The organism is Ureibacillus sp. FSL W7-1570 (assembly GCF_038593265.1).
GTDB classification, from domain to species: domain Bacteria; phylum Bacillota; class Bacilli; order Bacillales_A; family Planococcaceae; genus Ureibacillus; species Ureibacillus suwonensis.
On record NZ_CP151979.1, the window covers coordinates 2003391 to 2024137 of the forward strand.

At 42.0% G+C, this 20747-nt stretch carries 14 protein-coding genes and 1 riboswitch; of the genes, 3 read left to right on the forward strand and 11 right to left on the reverse strand.

What is annotated here, in order from left to right; all coding sequences use genetic code 11:
• Positions 1–133 precede the first annotated feature (133 nt).
• The 5 genes from metH to NST13_RS10065 form a co-directional block, all read right to left on the reverse strand.
• Entirely contained in the window at positions 134–3565 is a 3432-nt protein-coding gene (gene metH, locus NST13_RS10045; RefSeq protein WP_342580533.1) for a methionine synthase, read from the reverse strand.
• Positions 3558–5405, reverse strand: a complete 1848-nt coding sequence (locus NST13_RS10050) for a bifunctional homocysteine S-methyltransferase/methylenetetrahydrofolate reductase (protein WP_342580534.1) — start codon at positions 5403–5405, stop codon at positions 3558–3560. The genes metH and NST13_RS10050 overlap by 8 nt, the downstream gene beginning before the upstream one ends.
• A 101-nt stretch (positions 5406–5506) precedes the next feature.
• Positions 5507–5610, reverse strand: a riboswitch (SAM riboswitch).
• A 79-nt stretch (positions 5611–5689) separates the two neighbouring features.
• A complete protein-coding gene (hemG, locus tag NST13_RS10055; protein ID WP_342471096.1) occupies positions 5690–7081 on the reverse strand; it encodes a protoporphyrinogen oxidase in 1392 nt (463 codons plus the stop codon).
• Between the two features lie 185 nt (positions 7082–7266).
• A complete protein-coding gene (locus tag NST13_RS10060) occupies positions 7267–8145 on the reverse strand; it encodes a tetratricopeptide repeat protein (protein ID WP_342580535.1) in 879 nt (292 codons plus the stop codon).
• Between the two features lie 16 nt (positions 8146–8161).
• Entirely contained in the window at positions 8162–9049 is an 888-nt protein-coding gene (locus tag NST13_RS10065) for a LysR family transcriptional regulator (protein WP_342471093.1), read from the reverse strand.
• 221 nt (positions 9050–9270) lie between these two features.
• Here NST13_RS10065 and NST13_RS10070 point away from each other — a divergent pair, with 221 nt between their 5' ends.
• Positions 9271–10017, forward strand: a complete 747-nt coding sequence (locus NST13_RS10070; protein WP_342471092.1) for an alpha/beta fold hydrolase — start codon at positions 9271–9273, stop codon at positions 10015–10017.
• Between the two features lie 176 nt (positions 10018–10193).
• Here NST13_RS10070 and NST13_RS10075 read toward each other — a convergent pair whose 3' ends face one another.
• Positions 10194–11354, reverse strand: a complete 1161-nt coding sequence (locus NST13_RS10075; RefSeq protein ID WP_342471091.1) for an endonuclease Q family protein — start codon at positions 11352–11354, stop codon at positions 10194–10196.
• A gap of 270 nt (positions 11355–11624) precedes the next feature.
• On the opposite strand from NST13_RS10075, the gene NST13_RS10080 reads away from it, so the two are divergent.
• Entirely contained in the window at positions 11625–13070 is a 1446-nt protein-coding gene (locus NST13_RS10080) for a tryptophanase (RefSeq protein ID WP_342471090.1), read from the forward strand.
• A gap of 61 nt (positions 13071–13131) precedes the next feature.
• On the opposite strand, the gene NST13_RS10085 is transcribed toward NST13_RS10080, so the two are convergent.
• A complete protein-coding gene (locus NST13_RS10085; protein ID WP_342471089.1) occupies positions 13132–13956 on the reverse strand; it encodes a Ku protein in 825 nt (274 codons plus the stop codon).
• A 96-nt stretch (positions 13957–14052) separates the two neighbouring features.
• Between NST13_RS10085 and NST13_RS10090 the strand changes: the two genes are divergently transcribed.
• Positions 14053–15894, forward strand: a complete 1842-nt coding sequence (locus NST13_RS10090; RefSeq protein ID WP_342580536.1) for a DNA ligase D — start codon at positions 14053–14055, stop codon at positions 15892–15894.
• Between the two features lie 30 nt (positions 15895–15924).
• Here NST13_RS10090 and NST13_RS10095 read toward each other — a convergent pair whose 3' ends face one another.
• From NST13_RS10095 to NST13_RS10110, 4 genes are all read right to left on the reverse strand, one after another.
• The gene (locus tag NST13_RS10095) at positions 15925–16884 is read right to left on the reverse strand and encodes a cation diffusion facilitator family transporter (RefSeq protein WP_342580537.1); all 960 of its coding nucleotides are present in this window, start codon (positions 16882–16884) and stop codon (positions 15925–15927) included.
• A gap of 47 nt (positions 16885–16931) precedes the next feature.
• Positions 16932–17264 carry a metalloregulator ArsR/SmtB family transcription factor gene (locus NST13_RS10100; protein WP_342471086.1) on the reverse strand — a complete coding sequence of 111 codons (333 nt, stop codon included), beginning with the start codon at positions 17262–17264 and terminating at the stop codon, positions 16932–16934.
• 454 nt (positions 17265–17718) lie between these two features.
• Complete coding sequence (locus NST13_RS10105) at positions 17719–19008, reverse strand: glycoside hydrolase family 18 protein (protein ID WP_342471228.1); 1290 nt, start codon at positions 19006–19008, stop codon at positions 17719–17721.
• Positions 19009–19166: 158 nt separating this feature from the next.
• Positions 19167–20372 (reverse strand): EAL-associated domain-containing protein, encoded by a 1206-nt coding sequence (locus NST13_RS10110; RefSeq protein WP_342580538.1) that lies wholly within the window; start codon positions 20370–20372, stop codon positions 19167–19169.
• Between the last annotated feature and the right edge of the window lie 375 nt (positions 20373–20747).

The window sequence follows — 20747 nt, forward strand, 5'->3', positions numbered from 1 at the left end:
GCGATTGTCACAATTTCTGTTGATACGGACACAAAACCTGTCATTAAAAACGGGAGATGTCGTTATGTTCACAAAATCAGGCGATAGCTTAATCTTAATAAAAAACATCCCCTTTCCCAGGGGATGCTCATTGTCATACGTTGAAATATCTCGCGCTTGGGTGGGCAAAGACGATGGCCGAAACGCTTGCTTCCGGCTCCATCATGTAACCTTCCGTCAAATGTACGCCAATTTGCTCCGGTTTCAACAATTTAAACAGCTTCTCCTGATCCTCCAAATTCGGACAAGCCGGGTAACCAAAGGAGAATCGCTGACCTTGATACTTGGCGGCAAAACGTTCCTTCATCGTAAAGTCTGTCGGATCCGGGAATCCCCAATCGTCTCGGATTTCCTGGTGCAATCGTTCTGCAAATCCTTCCGCAAGCTCCAATGCTGTGGAAAGGAGCGCATGGCTTTCCAAGAATTTTCCTTCTTCTTTTAATCGTTCCGCCTTTTCTTTTGCACCATGGCCGGCAGTAACCACCATGAGCGCCACATAATCCATTTCTCCGCTATCAACAGATTTCAAGTAATCGGCAAGACATAAATATGGTTCTACTTGTTGCCGTGGGAAATGAAATCGCTCAATTTCAGTTTTCATATCATCCGGGCTGTAAATGATCACATCGTCCCCATCACTTTGGGCAGGGAAGAATTGATACATGCCTGAAGGCTTCAAGACTCCGGAATTTAAAATGTCCATCACCAAATTGTATAATTCCACCGCCCGCGCGTCTTTCTCTGCCAGCAATTTCTCCACATTGCCTTTCAAGCCCAAATGATGGCCGAGCAATGTGCGCATATTGACATATGGCAGCAAATGTTGAACCGAATAATTTTTCTTAATATGCACTTTCAAATCTTTTGGTACGAACACCGGCGCATCTTCCACCGTTCTGGCTTGCTTTTTCGGCGCTTCTTTTTTCGGCCGGTTTGCCCGTTTCGCATCCGCTTCTAACCGTTTTTCACGGGATTCCCGAATTTCTTGCAGGAAGGCTTCCCGTTCGTTTGAATCCATCAAACGGTTGGCATGTTCCAACCCTTGCATCGCGTCTTTTGCGTAAATCACCGGTCCATCGTATTCCGCGGCGATTTTCGTTTCCGTAAAGCGTTTCGTCAAAGCGGCTCCCCCAACAAGAATCGGTACATCAATGCCGGCCGCTTTAAAGTCTTGTGCCGTCAACACCATTTGCTGTGCCGACTTCACTAGTAGTCCAGATAAGCCGACGATATCCGGTTTTTCTTTGCGGATGGCTTCAATCAATTCCGCAGGGGTTACTTTGATCCCTAAATCAATGACTTGATAACCATTGTTGCTCAAAATTATATCCACTAAGTTTTTCCCGATATCGTGAACGTCGCCTTTTACCGTAGCCAAAATGACTTTCCCTTTTCCGGCGCTGTCCTCCACTTTCTCCATATACTGTTCCAGGTGTGCAACGGCTGCCTTCATGACGCCGGCACTTTGCAATACTTCCGCCACGATTAATTGGTTATCGTTGAATAAGCGGCCGACTTCCGCCATGCCGTCCATAAGCGGCCCGTTTATAATATCGAGTGGCGTATCAAAGATTTTTCTTGCTTCCTCCAAATCTTCAATTAATCCTTCTTTTGTTCCTTCGACGATGTAATATTTCAAACGTTCCTCCACCGTCGCAGGAAGCTCGACCTTTTTCTCCTCTTTCTTTTTATCCCGGTAAAAGGCCGTAAATTTCGCCAAGGTTTCATCGTTCGTATTGAAAATCAAATCATTGGCAAGTTGAATTTCTTCTTCCGGCAACGAAGCGTAACGCTCCAATTTTTCCGTATTGACGATGGCATAATCCAGCCCCGCTTGCGTGCAGTGATATAAAAATACCGCATTCAACACTTCCCGTCCCACAGGTGGAAGACCAAAGGAAACGTTGCTGATGCCAAGCACCGTCAAAGCTCTCGGGAATTTCCGCTTAATTAAACGGATTCCTTCAATCGTTTCCTCCGCGGCGCCAATGTATTGTTCATCCCCCGTACCTACTGGGAACACCAATGGGTCAAAAATGATATCTTCCGGTGCCAAGCCCCATTTTTCCGTCAAGATTTTGTACGAGCGTTCCGCAATGGCCAATTTTCTTTCGCGCGTAACGGCCATTCCTTCTTCGTCGATTGTTCCAACCACAACGGAAGCCCCGTATTTTTTTACAATCGGGAGCACTTTGTCGAAACGCTCTTCACCATCCTCCAGATTAATAGAATTGATGATGGCCTTTCCTTGGGAATATTTCAACGCCTCCTCGATGACGCGCTCATCCGTTGAGTCAATCACCAAAGGCACTTTCACTTTCTTCACAACTTCTTGCATAAACTTGCGCATATCCTCAAGCTCATCCCGGTCAGGATTTGCCAAACAAATATCGATGACATGCGCCCCGTTTTTCACTTGGGCACGGGCGATTTCCGCCGCTTCCTCGTATTTTCCTTCAATGATTAATTGCTTAAATTTGCGGGAACCGATGACGTTCGTTCTTTCACCAATAAACAACGGACGCATGGAATCATCATAAACAAGCGGTTCAATGCCGGATACTGCATGTCCGTGGGATTTTTCCTTCTTCGGACGCGGTTTGTAATCTTTGATCGCTTCACGAATGGCTTTAATGTGGGCAGGAGTCGTTCCGCAGCATCCTCCGACAATGTTTAGCCAGCCTTTTTCAGCAAATCCTTTCAATTTGGTCGATAACGATTCCGGTGTTTCGTGATAGTGCCCTTCTTCATCCGGCAATCCGGCGTTCGGATAACAGCTGATATAACTTGTGGACAATTCGGATAAGGAGCGGATATGGTCCGTCATAAACTCCGGTCCTGTCGCACAGTTCAGACCAATGGAAATTGGATGTATATGCTCAATGGAAATATAGAAAGCTTCAATGGACTGACCGGCCAATGTTGTTCCCATCGGTTCAATTGTTGCGGAAACCATGACCGGAAGCTCTTTTCCCGTTTCTTCAAAAGCCCGCTTGATGCCAAGGGTTGCCGCTTTTACATTCAGCATATCCTGGCTTGTTTCAAGCAAAAGCAGGTCCGCTCCGCCGTCAATTAAGGCTTTGGCTTGAATATAAAAGTTTTCCGCTAGTTCATCGAATGTCACGCCGCCTGTGACAGACAATGTTTTCGTTGTCGGACCCATGGATCCTGCCACAAATCGAGGCCAATCACTGGTTGAATATTTTTCCGCTTCCGCCTTTGCAAGTTCCACTGCCCTTTTATTGATTTCATAAGCTTTGTGCCCTAAGCCGTATTCGTTCAAAACAAGGGGCGTTCCCCCAAAAGTATCGGTCGAAATGATGTCCGCCCCCGCCTCCAAGTAGGCACGGTGGATTTTTGAAATCACATCCGGTCTTGTCAAGACAAGATGTTCATTGCATCCTTCATATTGTTCGCCACCGAAATCTTCCGCTGACAAATTTTCCTGCTGGAGCATTGTACCCATTGCCCCGTCAATGATCAAAATTCGTTTCTGCAACTGTTCTTCGATTGGATGGTTAACCATTTGCTATAACTCCTTTGTTCTGCTCATCAAGTTGTTGGATATATTGCAATAGTTGTGATGTTATATCGTATCGCATAAACGGCGTGATCAAATAGATTCCGTTAAAGTATTTTGTTGCCGTATCTAACAACTCTTTCGCAATTTCAAGACCCACTCTTGTTTCTTCTTCTTTATTTCCGCTCACTTGTTTCATTCTTTCCAACACATCATCGGACAATTTGATTCCTGGCACTTCATGATGCAAGAACTCCGCATTTTTAAAGCTTGTGAGCGGCATGATTCCGATATAAATCGGTGTTTCCAAATGTTTCGTCGCTTCATATACTTCCACGATTTTTTCCTTGGAGTATACCGGCTGGGAAATGAAGTAATCCGCACCATGTTCGATTTTTTTCTCAAGGCGGCTTACCGCGCGATCAATCACCCTTACATTCGGATTGAAAGCGGCCGCTACAGAGAAGTTGGCTTTCTTTTTAAGGGCTTTTCCGGAGAAAGAAATCCCTTCGTTCAATTGTTTGATGAGGGAGATCAATTCCATGGATGAAACATCATAAACGCTTGTGGCGCCCGGAAAATCCCCCACTTTTGTCGGGTCTCCTGTAACGGCTAATACATCATGGAGACCAAGGGCGCTTAACCCCAACAAATGGGATTGCAACCCGATCAAATTCCGGTCCCGGCATGTAATATGGGGCATTGTGCGGATTCCGTATTGCAATTTTAAGATGGCCCCCATCGCCAAGTTGCTGACTCTTGGGGAAGCCAAGGAATTGTCGGCCATCATGATAAGGTCTGCCCCGGCCTCGTACAGCGCTTTGGCCCCTTCAATAAATTTGTCGATTTCAAGATGCTTTGGTGTATCCAACTCGACAATGACCGAACGTTCCCTTTTCGCTTTTTCATGAAGCGGCTCGAAACTCCGCGGTTCTGCTTCCTGAATGACAATTTCCCTTTGGGGTTTTGCCACTTTCTTTTCAACCGGCTGGAAATGGGCCAGTTTCTTTTTCATCGCTTCAATATGTTTTGGCGTCGTTCCGCAGCATCCTCCGATGAGCCTTACCCCTTCATTGCAAAGTTCCACTGCGGCACGGGCAAAATAATCCACTTCCGATTCATAAACGACGCGGCCATCCTCGATATCCAACAGGGATGCGTTCGGATAAGCCGATAAAAAGGCCCGTTCGGGAATTTCCACCTCTTCAAAGGCCTGTAATGTGTGATAAGGGCCAAGACGGCAGTTCACTCCTACGACATCTGCCCCCAATTGTTCAAGCCGCTTCAACGCATCATTCAATTTCATGCCGTTCAATAACACGCCAGGTTCCTGCATGGAAACTTGGGCGATGATAGGCATATCCGTCATTAGCCTTAGCATTTTCAACGTTTCCGTAAGTTCTTCAAAATCATAGTAAGTTTCAAGCAATAAACCATCCAACTGTCCGTCAATCAACACTTCCGCCTGTTCACGGACAGCTTCCAGAATTTCCTCCAATGTGTGGTCAACTTTCCGGACGCCGCGAATTCCGCCGATGGAACCCAAAACAAAGACGTTGTGGCCTTCTGCTGCACGCTTCGCTACAGCAATCGCCCCTTGGTTGATTTCCGCCACTTTGGACTCCAATCCATAACGGGCAAGCTTGATTCCATTGGCTCCATAAGTATTCGTTTGAATCACATCAGCGCCGGCCTGTATGTATTCGCTATGAATTTTTTCGATGATGTCCGGTCTTTCAATATTCATTTCTTCATGGCAGTATTCAAGTCCGTACGAATATAAAAGGGTTCCCATCGCCCCATCTGCAACCAACACTCTATTTCTTAAAGCTTCCAGTAGCCCCATCCAAATTCCCTCACTTTTCTTTACTTCTTAAATATTCAGTTAATTCAACTAAAAGAAAAAGCCTTCTTGCGAAAGAAGGCTTGTCATTTCCTTTTGAAGTCACCTTATCTTTCGGCCATTGCCGCTGGATTTAGCACCTTACTAATTTCATTAGTGGTTGCTGAAGCTTCACAGGGCCAGTTCCCTCCACTTCTCTCGATAAGTAATATTCAATTTTGAAATACCGATATAATAGCTTACATCATAAACGGTATTCTTCATTTTGTCAAGTTAACTAATCGGAATTAATGCGAAATGATATCGAAAATTTTCTCTGCCGTTTCTTTACCATTATCGATACATGCGCCGATTCCTACGCCGAAATAAGAACATCCTGCAATGAACAGATTTGGATAGAGCTGATCCAATTTTGCCAACACTTGATCCAATGCTTCGTGATGGGCCAAATCATAAGTCGGCATCGCTTCAATCCATTTCGTAATATTCACAATGCTAGGTTGCGCTTCTATATTCAAGCTGAGTTTAATATCGTTCAATGCCACTTTTGTCAGCTCTTCATCAGTCATGTTGATCAATTCTTGATAACGTGGATTACTTTCCTTATAGAAGACGCGCACCAACAGGTTCCCTTCTTTGGACGTATGTTTCCATTTGCGGCTTGTCCAAGTGGATGCATTACATGCCAAATCGCTGTTATGGGAAACGATAAATCCGGTGCCATCCTGCGGCAATACGGAATCCGGCAGATCAAAGCCCAAATACATTGTGATGGCGGATGCATCTTTGAATTGGTTGAAATAAGGTTCCAATTCTTCATTATTCAAAAGATGTTTAATCACTTTGTTAGGCAATGCCAAAACAACAACATCCGATTCCATTTTATCGCCACTAGCCAAAGTGATTTCATAACGATCATTTTTCTTCTCGACTTGAACCGTTTCCGTGCCTTTATAAATTTCTACATCATCCAACAGTTCTTCCAATCGGTCGATCAATTGGCTTAAACCGTTTTTAAAAGACAAGAATTTTTTATTTGCTTCCCGTTCAAATTTTTCCCGATTCGCTTGCAATCCTTTCATCAGGCTGCCATATTCATTTTTATAATCGACCAAATACGGAAGGGTGGAAGCGATGGACAATTTATAAATATCTCCGGAATAAACGCCGGCAAGTACTGGGGCAATCTGCTTTTCAACGATTTCTTTTCCCAAAAAGTATTCCAAAAATTCTCCGATTGAATTTTCCTTTGTAAATTTCGTATTCGGAATTTCTTCATCTTTTAAAAAGCGTTGTTTTCCTTCTTCTGAAATCAATGTGCTCGCATTCAATGATTCCACCGTCATCGGAATACCGAAAACAGACTCCTTAGGAATTGCATGTAATTCATTGTTCGTATGGATATAGGAAATCCCCGTTTCGTTATAAACAACTTCCGATTCAAAATCGAGTTCTTTTATCAGTTCTTGGACACTTGGATAACGGGCTACAATGGAATCCGCCCCCGTTTCCATGACGAATCCGTTTTCCCGCGCTGTGTGCATTTTGCCGCCAAGGTAAGGATTTTTTTCCAAAAGCACCAAACGGGCAGGAACATTTTTTTCTTTCAATTGTTTTTGCAAATAGTACATCGTGCAAAGTCCTGTAATTCCTCCACCAATCACTGTTACCGTTTTCATTCAATACAACTCCTATACATTCAATTTGACTATTTTAAGTATAATCGCTTTTTTTAGCTATTTTTGTGTCGGCTTTAGCAAATTTTATTGAATAATAGTCGAAAAATTTCATAATTCAATAGACTTCCACTCGAATTGTCCAAGGGAATGTGCATTCCAAGAAGTGGATGGAGGAAATTGCGGAATTATTGAACATATTCGTTTTCCATTTGTTGTCTTGCCAATTCCCGCCAACGGGAGGCAGCCTTCTTATCAACCTCGACATCGATTCCATTTTCATAAATATGGGCGATATTCAACTTTGCCTGATAATCGCCGAGCAATGAAGCCCGCTTATAATAGTAAAGCGCTTTCTTTCCATTCCTTTCCACCCCAATGCCGTTCTCATATAAATATCCCAAATTATAAATGGAATCGATATGATGGGATTCAGCCGCTTTCTCAAACCATTCAACGGCTTTTGAAATGTTTTTCTCCACACCCAATAGCCCGTCCAAATAGATGGAACCCATACGGTACTGGGCATCCTCATAACCGCCTTGAGCGGACTTCAAATAATGGTGAAAGGCCTTATCTTCATCTTTATTGATTCCGATTCCTTGTTCATACATGATCCCCAGCGTAAACATCGCTTCCACCACATTCTGTTTTGCAGCCTCTTTGAACCATTTCAATGCTTCCTTGTAATTTACAGGGACCCCTTCTCCGTTCAAATACATATCGGCCAAGTTATTTTGGGCATCCGGATGTCCCTTTTTTGCCGCCTTTTTATATAATTGAAAAGCCATCTTCACATCTTCTTCCACCCCAAGCCCTTCATAATAACAGTTTGCAAGCTGATAAAGGGCTTCACTATTCCCGGCTTTGCCGGCTTTTTGCAGCCAAAATACCACGAGGGAATATTCTTCCATAATTTTATAAAGATAGGCCAATTCAATCATAGCTTCCACATTTTTTTCATGGGCAAGGCGATAAATATCTCTCGCTTGGATCAATTGCTCGACTGTCAGTAAATGCTGGAACCGCAGCAATAACTCTTCAAATTTATCTTGCTTATCTACCACGCCATCTACACCTTTTCTATTTTCCTTTGAAATATTCCACCAAATAATTTCGAAATTGATTCGTTGACGGAGAAATATATCTCCCTGCAACCCATGATACCCCAATTTTACGTTCACAAATTGGTTCTTTTACGGAAATTTTTTTGACATTATATTCCGATAATCCTTTAATGGATGGAATGATGGAAACACCATGGCCTGCGCTGACAAATCCCGCTACCGTATGCGGATCTTCCCCTTCAAATGTGATGTTTGTTTTGGAAATCCCTACATCCTTCAATAGTTTATCCACCATGTGACGCAGTGCATTCCCTTTTTTGATCGAAACAAAAGGTTCATCTTTAATCTCCTTCAACTCAATAAAATCTTTTTTTGCCAAAGGATGATTTATGGGGACAATCACAAACAATTCTTCTTTCCACAATTCAATCCATTCTATTTCAACCACTTTTGACTCAATACGCTGGGATAAACATAAATCAATATCCCCTTTTTCCAAAAGTTCCAATAAATTCAACGAAGATGCCTGCGTCAAGTTAAACTTAATATTTGGATATTTATCATGGACATGGGCCATCAACTCGGGCACAATTTCCATTCCCAACGTATGAATAAATCCAAATGACACTTCACCGTAACCCGGCATGACAAGACCGTTGATTTCCTGTTTGGCCCTGCTGTATTCATCCAAAATCTTATTGACGCTTTCCAAAAACAGCTTCCCATAGCGGTTCAATATGATGGACCGCCCTTGACGATCGAAAAGGGGCACGCCAATCTCCTGCTCAATATTTGAAATGGATTTGCTCAGGGCGGGTTGGGAAATGTTTAACATTTCAGCAGCATGGGTCATATGTTCCGTTTCAGCCACTACTTTAAAGTACTCTAATTGTTGTATTTCCATAGCGAATTCCCTTCTTAAAAAATGATAACCGAATCGAATCAATTTGATAGAAATAATAAATTGTATTTATGTAAGTCTATATCTATAATAAAGTTAAACGTTGAGTTTGAATACCAAAAATCTTAAAAAAACACAAGTATTTTTCTTAAATTTTCAAACAATTTTCAAATTCTTTTTAAATTTTCTGTCACATTACGGTTAAAAAGGAGTAGTTCTTCAGAATGAAAATCATTTCGCCAAAACCATTTACGATTGAGGCGGGAAAACGTGCTGTCTTATTATTGCATGGCTTTACAGGCAACACAAATGATGTGAAACGTTTAGGCCGCTATTTAGCAGAACGCAACTATACGGTTCACGCTCCTTTGTATAAAGGCCATGGCGGTGATCCTTTAGCCCTCATTCAAACCGATCCGATTGAATGGTGGAACAGTGCAGTTGAGGGTTATGATGAGCTTCGAAGACGTGGCTATACAGAAATTGCCGTTGCTGGTGTTTCTCTCGGAGGCATTTTCTCATTGCGCCTTGGCGAAGAACGTCCAATCAAAGCGATTGTAACAATGTCCGCACCAGCATTGGATAAAAGTGTTGATAGCTTGCAACAACGCATCATTAGCTATACAATTAATTACAAAAAGCTGACTGGAACATATAATGAAGAAGAAGATAAACCAGAAGTTATTGCAAAAAGATATCAAATGCCGAAGCTTGAATATTTGCAAGGCATTATTAATGATACAAGCGCAAAATTGAATAAAATTGATAAACCTGTTCACATCTTGCGCGGCTTACATGATGATGAGTACTATTGCAAAAGCGCGGATTATATTTACAATTCCGTCAATTCGCGCATTAAATCGGTAAAAAGCTTCATCAATTCAGGTCACATTTTAACGGTTGACAAAGAACGTGAACTTGTATTTGAAGAAGTATACCGGTTCTTTGAAAGTTTGGATTGGGAAGAATAAAATTCGATTCTTCTTGCCATAATAATAATGTATCCCCTAGCAAATTCCCCAATTTGCTATGATATAAATATGTCCTTGAGACATACATCCCTTTAGCAAGCTACGAAAATGATCCCCGTCAAATTTCGTAGCTTGTTTTTTTGTGCAATTTTTCAGGATAAACTAAAGTGCCGTTTTCATTCAACGACTTTCCCGTACACTCCGCCTCCACCCCTTTCAATATTCAATTCCCCTTTCCTTGCCAAATCGATCATTTTGGCGATTTTTCCAGGCACCACTTGACCGAGTTCTTCCAATGACACTTCATGCAGAATGGCCATTTCCGTTCCAAACTCATCAATCAGCCGTTGAATCGTCCTTTTTCCAACACCCGGTATAAAATCGAGCGGCACTTGATGGATATACGGGGGCCTTTGACGGGTAGGCCGTTCAAGATCCGTCAATTCCCGAATTCTTACCGAAACCCCTTTTACGAAATGATGGCTTCCGCATTTCGGACAACTTTCCCCTTCTTCCACCCGTTCACCACATTCCTGGCAAGCAGTGGAATAGTATTTTCCGAGTAGCGGGTTTAAGCCATAGTTGGCTACAATTTTTCTTTCTCCCTTTTCCTTGAGGGCCAATACGAGTTCTTGAAAATTCGGCTTTACCATCTGCACTTTTTGATATTCCCGCGCCAGTTTCCCGAGGGAATGGGCATCGGAATTGGTGACGAACGTGTATTTTTCCAATTCACTAATACCCTGCACCATGTATGTATCGGAACTTAATCCGAGCTCAACCGCATCAATCTTCTCAGGATCGAACACTTCCGTCAAACTTTTTTCGACCCCTTTTCCATATAAGCTTTTGAAAGGGGTAAAAACGTGGGCAGGTATGAAAAGCCCTCCCATTTCTTTGACTTTTCCCTGCAATTCCCTACCGCTGCAATAAATCCGCTGGGAACTTAAATGGATATTTTTGACGAACATTCGCATCCACCCGGAAAATTCTTTCATCCATTCGAGGGTTGGAAAAAAAGCAAGCACGTGGATGGGTCCTTTACAATGTTCATCGTAGATTTCAATTTCGGAACCCGGAATAAGGGTCGTCTTTTCAAATCTTAAACCGCCTTCCGGAAGAGGTTCCATCCTTCCATCATTCATCATTTCTTCCATTTCCTTTATGACTTCCGGTGAGTGGCAATCGATAATGCCGATCATATCAAGACCTTTTTGACTGGAAGCGGTTTTTAAAATATTTTTTAGCGTCAAATCTTTGCTTCCCGTTATTTTTACCGCACGTCCGCCCTCCGTTCTCCCGATATGTATATGTAAATCGACATAATAATTTTTCAAGATCATCCCGTCCTTTCTTTTATTTTATCATGTCTTTTCCGGTTGCTTTCTATGTAGTGGATCGCAACTTCATTTTCGCTATAACTTTTATTAATCAATTTTCTATTTAATATAAAGTTTTTAATCTAAAGTAACCATTTCTTCTAATGATATTAATAGCATCTTAATTTTTTTCAGAAATTATGTATGATTAAAATAGCAATGTTTCATCGAGTTGAAGCGTTGAAGCGTTAAAGTAATAAAGGGATAAAGAGGCAGGAGGAAGATCAAATGACTGTTAAGTTTTATTCAGGGGAAAAGATACCTCTGGAAATGCATAAAGTCCGCATCATTCAAAAACTTAATTTGCTGCCGGTGGAAGAACGTTTAAAGGCGATGAAAGAAGCCGGGTTTAATACGTTTCTTCTGCAAAATAAAGATGTATTTTTGGATATGTTGACAGACAGCGGTGTCAACGCCATGAGTGACCGCCAGCAAGCTGCCATGTTAGAAGCGGATGACAGCTATGCGGGAAGCGCTTCTTTCACAAGACTGGAAAAAACCATTCAAGAGATCTTCGGAAAAAAATATTTCCTTCCGGCTCACCAAGGCCGTGCTTGTGAAAATATTTTAAGCACTACATATGTAAGACCAGGCACATATGTTCCAATGAACTATCACTTTACAACAACCCATGCCCATATAACAAAAAACGGCGGAAAAGTTGTTGAAATCTTTACGGATGAAGCATTGAAATTAAACAGCGATCATCCTTTCAAAGGAAACATCGATATCGAAAAACTTATCGGCCTCATCCGGGAGGTCGGGGCTGAAAATGTCCCATTTGTCCGCATGGAAGCCGGTACAAACTTGATCGGTGGACAACCATTCTCTTTGGCCAATTTGCGGGAAGTGCGCAAAGTTTGTGATGAATACGGAATCAAATTGGTGCTTGATGCAAGCTTGCTGCAAGACAACTTGTACTTCATCAAACAGAGAGAAGATGAATGCAAGAATATGACAATCCGTGAAATCACACGGCAAATTTCCGACTTGTGCGATATTATCTACTTCTCTGCACGTAAACTCGGATTCGCCCGCGGTGGAGGCATCATTACAGATAGTGAAGAAGATATGCGTGCAATGCGTGAGTATGTGACATTATATGAAGGATTCTTAACATATGGCGGAATGAGTGTCCGTGAAATCGAAGCCATTGCCATCGGTTTGGAAGAAACAATGGACGAAGAAATGATCAACCAGGGACCGCTCTTCATCGAATACATGACGAATGAATTGCTTAAAAAGGGTGTGCCGGTTGTTACACCTCCTGGAGGTCTCGGCTGCCATATCAATGCAATGGAATTCCTGCCACATGTACCGCAACATGAGTATCCTGCGGGAGCATTGGCGGCTGCCATTTACATCGCAAGCGGAGTGCGGGGCATGGAACGGGGAACGATGTCGGAAGCCCGGGATGAAAACGGCGTAGAACAACTTGCCAATATGGAATTGGTTCGCCTTGCCGTTCCTCGACGAGTTTTCACATTGTCCCAAATTCAATATGTAGTCGACCGGGTTAGTTGGCTATATGAAAACCGGGACATCATCGAGGGCTTAAAATATGTGGACGAGCCAAAAGTATTAAGATTCTTCGTTGGAAAATTGGATGCGCTATCCGATTGGCCGGAACGCCTTGTCGAAAAATTCAGAGCGGATTTCGGCGACAGTTTATAATCCAAAAGATTAAGGACATTTCAAAGGCATCTCCTTTGGAATGTCCTTTTTTAATAAAGCGCTACGCTTCCTTCTTCTCTTTTGCCTTTTTCTTTTTGGCTGCAGGTTTCTTTTTCACTTTGTTCAATGATGCTTCGAGAGCGCTCATTAAATCTGTCATATCCGGCGGGATGGCCGGATTTTTCTCTGCGGCAGTCACCGTTTCTCCCGCTTTTTTCTTCTCGATCAATTCAAGAAGAGCTGTGCGGTATTCATCATGATATTTCTCCGGTTCGAATTTCACCGTCAATTGATCGATCAACATCAATGCCGTTTCCAATTCTTTTTCCACCACTTTTTCCGCACCGGGAATGTTTGGTACATCACTGGACTTTCTCACTTCATCCGGAAAATAAATGGTTTCCATCAACAAGGTATCTTCATATACTCTCACAACCGCCAACTGCTCTTTTGAACGGATCGTAATTTTCGCCACGCCTATTTTTCCTGATTCTTTCAAGGCTTGCCGGAGCAATGCGTAGGCTTTCATTCCTCCTGTATCCGGCGATAAAAAGTAGCTTCTTTGAAAATAAATCGGGTCAATCTCTTCCAGCTTCACAAATTCCAGAATCTCAACCGCTTTTTCTTCATTTTCTTTTCTTAATGCTTCCAAATCTTCCTCGTCCAGCACGACGAATTTATTCTTTGCATATTCAAAAGCTTTGACAATCTCCTCATTTTTTACTTCCCGGTCGCAAACGGGACACACCTTTTTATAATTGATCGGCGTATGGCATTCTTTATGGAGTTGCCTCAATTTCACATCTTTATCTTCTGTGGCCGCATGCAGCTTTACTGGTATGTTCACTAAACCGAAACTGATGCTGCCTTTCCACATCGTGTGCATAACGTCACCTACTTTTTTCTTATTATGCTTTATTGAAAAAGAACTATGTATATCCTTTGCGTGCCGTTGAACAATAATGAAAAAAGAGGTTATGCCATGAAACCGATGTTGTTGACATCCGCTGACGAATGGCCAACAGGCGATCAATGGATATATGAGGCAAAATATGATGGATATCGGGCGATTTTGCAATGGGAAGAAGAAGTTCCCGCAATCATCAGCAGAAATCATCGGGATTTGTCGCCCCTCTTTCCGGAACTGATCGATTTTTGCAAACATTCTTATCCAAAGGTAAAACCTTTTCTTCCGCTGACATTGGATGGTGAAATCGTCTACTTGGAAAACAATTTTCGAAGCAATTTCTCCGTCGTCCAATCCCGCGGAAAAACAAAATCCACTCAAAAAATCCGACAGGCAAGCAAACAATTCCCTTGCCAATACATCGCCTTTGATTTGTTGATGGCAAAGGGGGAAGATCTGCAAAGGCTTCCTCTCGTCGAACGGAAAAAACAATTATCCCAATTGTTTGGAAAAGCCGGAATTCCAGGAAAAACCACATTTTATCATCGCGGGCAAATCCAATGTATTGAAAGCTATGAACAAGGCGATGCACTTTGGAAAAAAATCAAAAAACATAACGGTGAAGGGATGGTCGCCAAGCGAAAAAACAGCCTTTGGACAAGCGGAAAAAGAACAACGGACTGGCTGAAAATAAAAAATTGGCGCTATGTATCGGTTATCGTTCACACTTTCAACAAAGAAAATGATTATTTCACCGGCGCCATATATAAGGACAATCAATTAATGGAAGTCACCGCTTTTAAACATGGCCTTTCCAATGAAGAATTTCAGACACTCGCCGCCTTTTTCCAGACAAAGGGAGAAAAAACTTTCGATTCCATTTGGACTTTGCCCCCTTCCATTTGCGTCGATATCGCATGCATCGATTTTGATGGAAAAAAATTGAGGGAGCCGAGATTCCATTCTTTCCGTTTCGACTTGACACCTGAAGAATGTAATTGGAAAACTTTCCAGAATCAACTTCATCCAATCCCCGAACAAGTGGAAATCACCCATCCGGATAAACCGGTTTGGCCGAAAATGAATTTGTTGAAAGTGGATTATCTACTTTATTTGGAAACCATTGCCCCTTATTTGCTTCCCTTTTTGCAAAACCGTGTTCTAACTACCATCCGGTTTCCCCACGGCGTACCTGAAGAACATTTTTATCAAAAAAATGTTCCGGATTATGCACCGGATTTTGTACAAACCAAACGGATCGATGATATTGATTATATTGTTTGCAATGACTTGGAAACCTTATTCTGGCTCGGCAATCAATTGGCATTGGAATTCCATATCCCTTTTCAGACGGTCGATACCGATTGTCCGACTGAAATCGTATTCGATTTGGATCCGCCGTCGGTGAATGAATTTCCGCTTGCAATGGAAGCCGCATTAAGAATGAAAGCCATCTTTGACCAGTTTCAACTCCATTCATTCGTAAAAACCTCCGGCGGCAAAGGGTTGCAAGTCTATCTTCCCCTTCCAAAAAACCGGTTCACTTATGATGAAACCCGTATTTTTACTGAATTCATTTGCCGGTTCTTAGTCGATCGGAACCCGCAAATGTTCACATTGGAAAGGCTGAAAAAGAAAAGAGGGAATAAATTATACTTGGACTATGTGCAACATGCCGAGGGAAAAACCATCATCGCCCCCTACTCGCCGCGGGGAAATGAATGGGGATGTGTAGCCACACCGCTGCTATGGGAAGAAGTGAAGGAAGGATTGCATCCAAATAACTTTACCATTCCAACCGTCATGGAAAGGGTAAAGGCATCAGGAGATCCGTTCAACCACTTTTTTGAAGCGGGAGAAAAACAGCCGCTGAAAGAGGTCTTGGAAGAGTTAAAGAAAATATTGCAACAACGATAGCCTCCATCTTCCCTTGATGGAGGCTTCATTTTAGTGATGGTGATGGTGGTGATGATGGGAATGGCCGTTATTCTTGCATAAGACGGAATCATCATGCACATGTTCCCCGTCCTCAATTTGCACTGTCATATGGGCAATCCCCAAATGCAACAGTTCGTGTTCGATATTTTTTAATATTTTTTGTATGTCTTTTAATGATAAACTGTCTTCCACTACCGCATGGCACGATAACGCATTTTGACCGCTGGTAATACACCATACATGCAAATCGTGAATCCCGATAATGCCTGGCGTATTATTAAATAATGATATGATTTCATCGATGTTGACGTTGCTTGGCGTGCCTTCCATCAATACATGAATGGAATCTTTCGTCACCCGGTAGCCGCCCTTGATGATGATAAGCGCCACGATGATACTTGCCAGCGGGTCCATCCATTTCCAATCAAAAAGCATTATGAATATCGCGGCCAGAATTGCGGCAGCAGAGCCCAACATGTCACCGATCACATGGAGAAAAGCCGCCCGCATATTTAAATTATCGTGCGTATCTCCGCCGCGCATCAATATCCATGCCACAAGCATATTGACTGCCAATCCGACAATTGCAATCCCTAACATGCCATGGGATGAAATTTCCGTGGGGCGAACAAAGCGTTCAATGGCTTCAATAAAAATGAAAATGGAAATGATCATCAATGTGACCCCGTTAAAAACGGCGGCCAATATTTCAAAACGCCGGTACCCGTAAGTCCTGCTGTAATCCGCCACCTTCTCTCCAAACTTGAAAGCAAGGACACCGACACCCAATGAAATGGCATCGCTCAACATATGTCCGGCATCGGAAAGCAATGCAAGGCTGTTTGTCACTATACCGCCGATTGCTTCCACAACCATGTAGGCGGCGATGATAAAAAATGCGATGGTTAATGTTTTCTTATTGGCACCATGTGTATGATCGTGATGTGCATGATGATGTCCATGTCCCATCATCATACCTCCTTTTATATTAGTATATGTTCATATATATTTTTTTGTTAATTATGCTGCGAATGCTCGATCGTTTGGTACAACATATGCATAATGTGGTCATCATCGGTGGAATAATACAGCGTCGTTCCTTCCCTCCGATATTTGACAAGGCGCAAGTTTTTTAAAAAACGCAATTGATGGGAAACGTTCGGTTGGCTTAAATTTAATTTTTTTGCAATCTCACTCACTGAACACTCTTTTTTGGAAAGCAAGTATAAGATCCGGATTCGGGTTGGATCGCTCAACGCTTTAAAGGTTTGGGATACTAAAAACAATGTCTCTTCATCCAAATCAAATAGTTCTTCATCGTTATCATGAAGTTCTTTATCGTTTTCCACTGCACTCACCACCAATTCGTATATAAACATTTATTCATATACGAATATTATAAACAATAACGAAGTCTTCGGGAAGCATTTTTTTATTTTTCAACTATCTGCCCAATACCAAAATATCCACCAATGAAATCATTGGTGGATAGTGGCTTGTTTAAAACTCAACGTCCATTTCAACCGCTTTGCGGGCAAATCGTACAGCGGACGTAACAAATTCAGTATATGTGACAGAGCGCTTCGGATTAAACTTGTTATTTTCTGCCGGTATGATTCCCAGCTCAATATACCGGTATTTGATTGCTATTATCAAGTAATTTTTTGTTATAAAAGAGAGAGTTTAAGACATAAACACAAAAAAGCCCGGTTCAATCCATTTGAAGCATCAAACCTTTCTGCCGGAAGCCGGGCTTTTCATTTGGAGGATTTCTTTTACTTTTTAACGGACACGAATACCCTCTCACCTTTTTGTCACGTTAAAGTTGTCCTGGATCAACAACCAATTTTGCGGAAACGCAAAACTTAACTTCCAATAACTGATTCCGCGCAAATTCAATCGTTTCAGCAAATCGAACTTAGCCTGAATGGATCTGGCATCTTCAAACCACACTTCATGCCGGTTTCCTTCATCATCGATATAATAGAAATATGGCGCTTGGGCAACGTAATCATATTGGATTTCCGCATGATGATCGCGGGCGATGGCAATGGCTTGCTGGGGACTGATGGCTCTCGCGTATTTTCCCCCTTCCACATAGGGAAGAGTCCAATCATAGCCATATAAATTTTGCCCCATCATAATCTTTTCCTGAGGAATTTCCGTCAAAGCATAATTCAATACTTTCTCCACTTCCGTAATGGGCGACACCGGCATTGGCGGTCCCCCTGAGTACCCCCATTCATAAGTCATTAATACAACAAAATCAACAATTTCCCCGTGGGCTCTGTAATCATGGGCTTCGTACCATTGCCCCGCTTGCTCCCGGGACAATTTCGGCGCTAACGCACTGGAAATCAGCAATCCTTCCGCATGTAGACGATCCGCCGCTTTCCTTAAAAAATTATTGTAGGCTTCTCTCTGATCCGGCGGCAAAAACTCAAAGTCAAAATGAATATCCGATACGCCTCCAATGCGTTTTGCTTCTTCAATGATGTTATCGAGAAGAACATCTTGCACGGCTGAACTTTGCAGTATATCCCTGCCCAGTTCCCCGCTAAACTGGCCATTTTCCAAATTCGTCACAACAAGCATCAAGGAAGCTCCACTATTGCGGGCCACCTCCGGGATTCCCTGAATCGGCATCGGCACAAGGCTGCCATCTCTTCTTGCCTGATAACTGAATGTCGCCAAGTAAGTGAGGTGTCTTCCCACCTCCCTGGCGCTGTTCAACAGTACTTGGCTGACTGCATCTCCGGTCGGTTCAATGTAAATATTCACTTCGGCATCCGTTTTCTGCCGCGGAGGAATGTATAATCTTAATCCTGGAAGCAATGGTTGATTGGGATTGAGACCGTTCACTTGCGCAAGGGTGATATAGTTCACCCCAAAACGTTGGGCGATGGTAAAGAGGGTATCCCCAGGCTGAACCCAGTAAAAGCTTCCTACAATCGGAATGACAATGGCTTGCCCTACCACTAATTCATCGGGGGCTTCGATTTGATTGGTTTGTATGATTGTTTGAGCATTTACATTGTAGCTTTGCGCGATTCCCCAAATCGTTTCTCCCGGCCGAACGACATGTATTTGTATGGCACTTCCTCCTTTACGCGCTTATGACAATCAATAGATTTTATGATGCCTTTGCAAGGAAAATTCGTTTTCCCTGCCGCAAAAAATAAAGCCATCCAGAAAGTCAGGCTTTCCGGACGGCCTCCGACACTGCTGTTGGTTGGTTATGAACAGCATCATCATATCAATAGGTTATGTTCATATAAATAATCGTGCGAAATGTCGACAAATAAATATTCATCGTCATCCAGTTTCATTGAAAACGTGCGCGTCAATTCCCCTGTCTTAATATCGCTATAGATATTTGACAATTCACCTTTCGCATCATCTTTTAATTTAATGATATTCAATAGAAAATATGGTCGCCAACTCCAGTTTTTTCCGAGCGCCTCTTCTTCCACTACCCATTCACCATTTTTGCGCACGATATTTGGTGAAATTTGAAAACCTTCTTCATTGCAAATATAAAATCGAAAAGCATATTGATTCAATTTTTTTGCCAACGCCAAGAGTGACTCCACATCATTGCTTTGTATTTTTGATTGTTCCACGATGGTCGAAATGTTTCGTTTCAATTTTTTCATTTCTTCATATTTCAATTCCAGCTGCTTTCTTTCCGTTGCGATAAACTGTTTGCAATCATTGCGGAACCGCTCTTTTAATGCATCTTTCGGATTCAACTGTGTAGAAGGTTTCTGTAAATATTCTCCCTTGAAATAACGGGCACCATGTTTCCAAGCATGATGCAATTGATAGTCCGTTTTAATATCATGAAACATTAAAGCGGCGCCCATTTTGATCGCCAAATTTTGAATAGTCGTAAAAACGGGATTTTGGGAACCCCATGCATCATAATTCAATTGGCTGATATTAATGAATAAGACGGCGGGCTCCAACATTAAAATTTGATCCAGATTGCTGTCTTTTCCGATTTCGTCCAAAGCAATTTTGACTCCATATGTTTTCATATACCGGATTGGATGATGCAAATCCTCGGCTTCCCCTTCATACTTATGCGCCGGAATCACCAGGTAGATTTTTGATAATAGCGATTCATCAACATTTTTCTTGATAGTTTGGAAATAGGCGTCACCTATATCCGTCATAAACAGATTTGGGTTGCAAGGAAGGTAAAGATAATATTCTTTTAGTGCGTCCTTCGTTTCCGACAAAGCTTTATCAATTAAATAAAGCTCCACTTCTTTCCGCAAATCTTCAGGCATCGTAGAATCGTATGTAAAATCGATAATATCGATCGTTTTGTCGTCTACTGTAAGTTTTCCGGAAACTTCATAAGCGACAATCGAATGCGAATCCGCACTAAAAATTGGCTCATAAAACACGGTCATTTCGTTTAAACTATCTAAAATATCTAATGCTTCCATAAGAAACCTCCACACACAATGATGTTTCATTACAAAAACTAGCTAATTGTATTATACATGAAAAGAAAATTATCAAAAAGAAACAGATATGGAACATTGGTTGCATCTTACATACGGTTGTTTTATATAATAAAACGATTTTGCACTTCCATTTGTTCTTCGTTTCAGATGATTTTCAATACCAACCCGTGAAAAATCTATCCAATATTCCTTTGAAATTTTTGTTCCATATAAAATACAACATAGCATAGTGAATTATTCATTATTATAAAATAATTTTTCAGATTTTAAAACATACTATTCTTATAAATTTTATTTTAAATTATAGAAATATAAAATCACCCCAAAAGTTTGATTCCAACTCCGGCTTTTGGG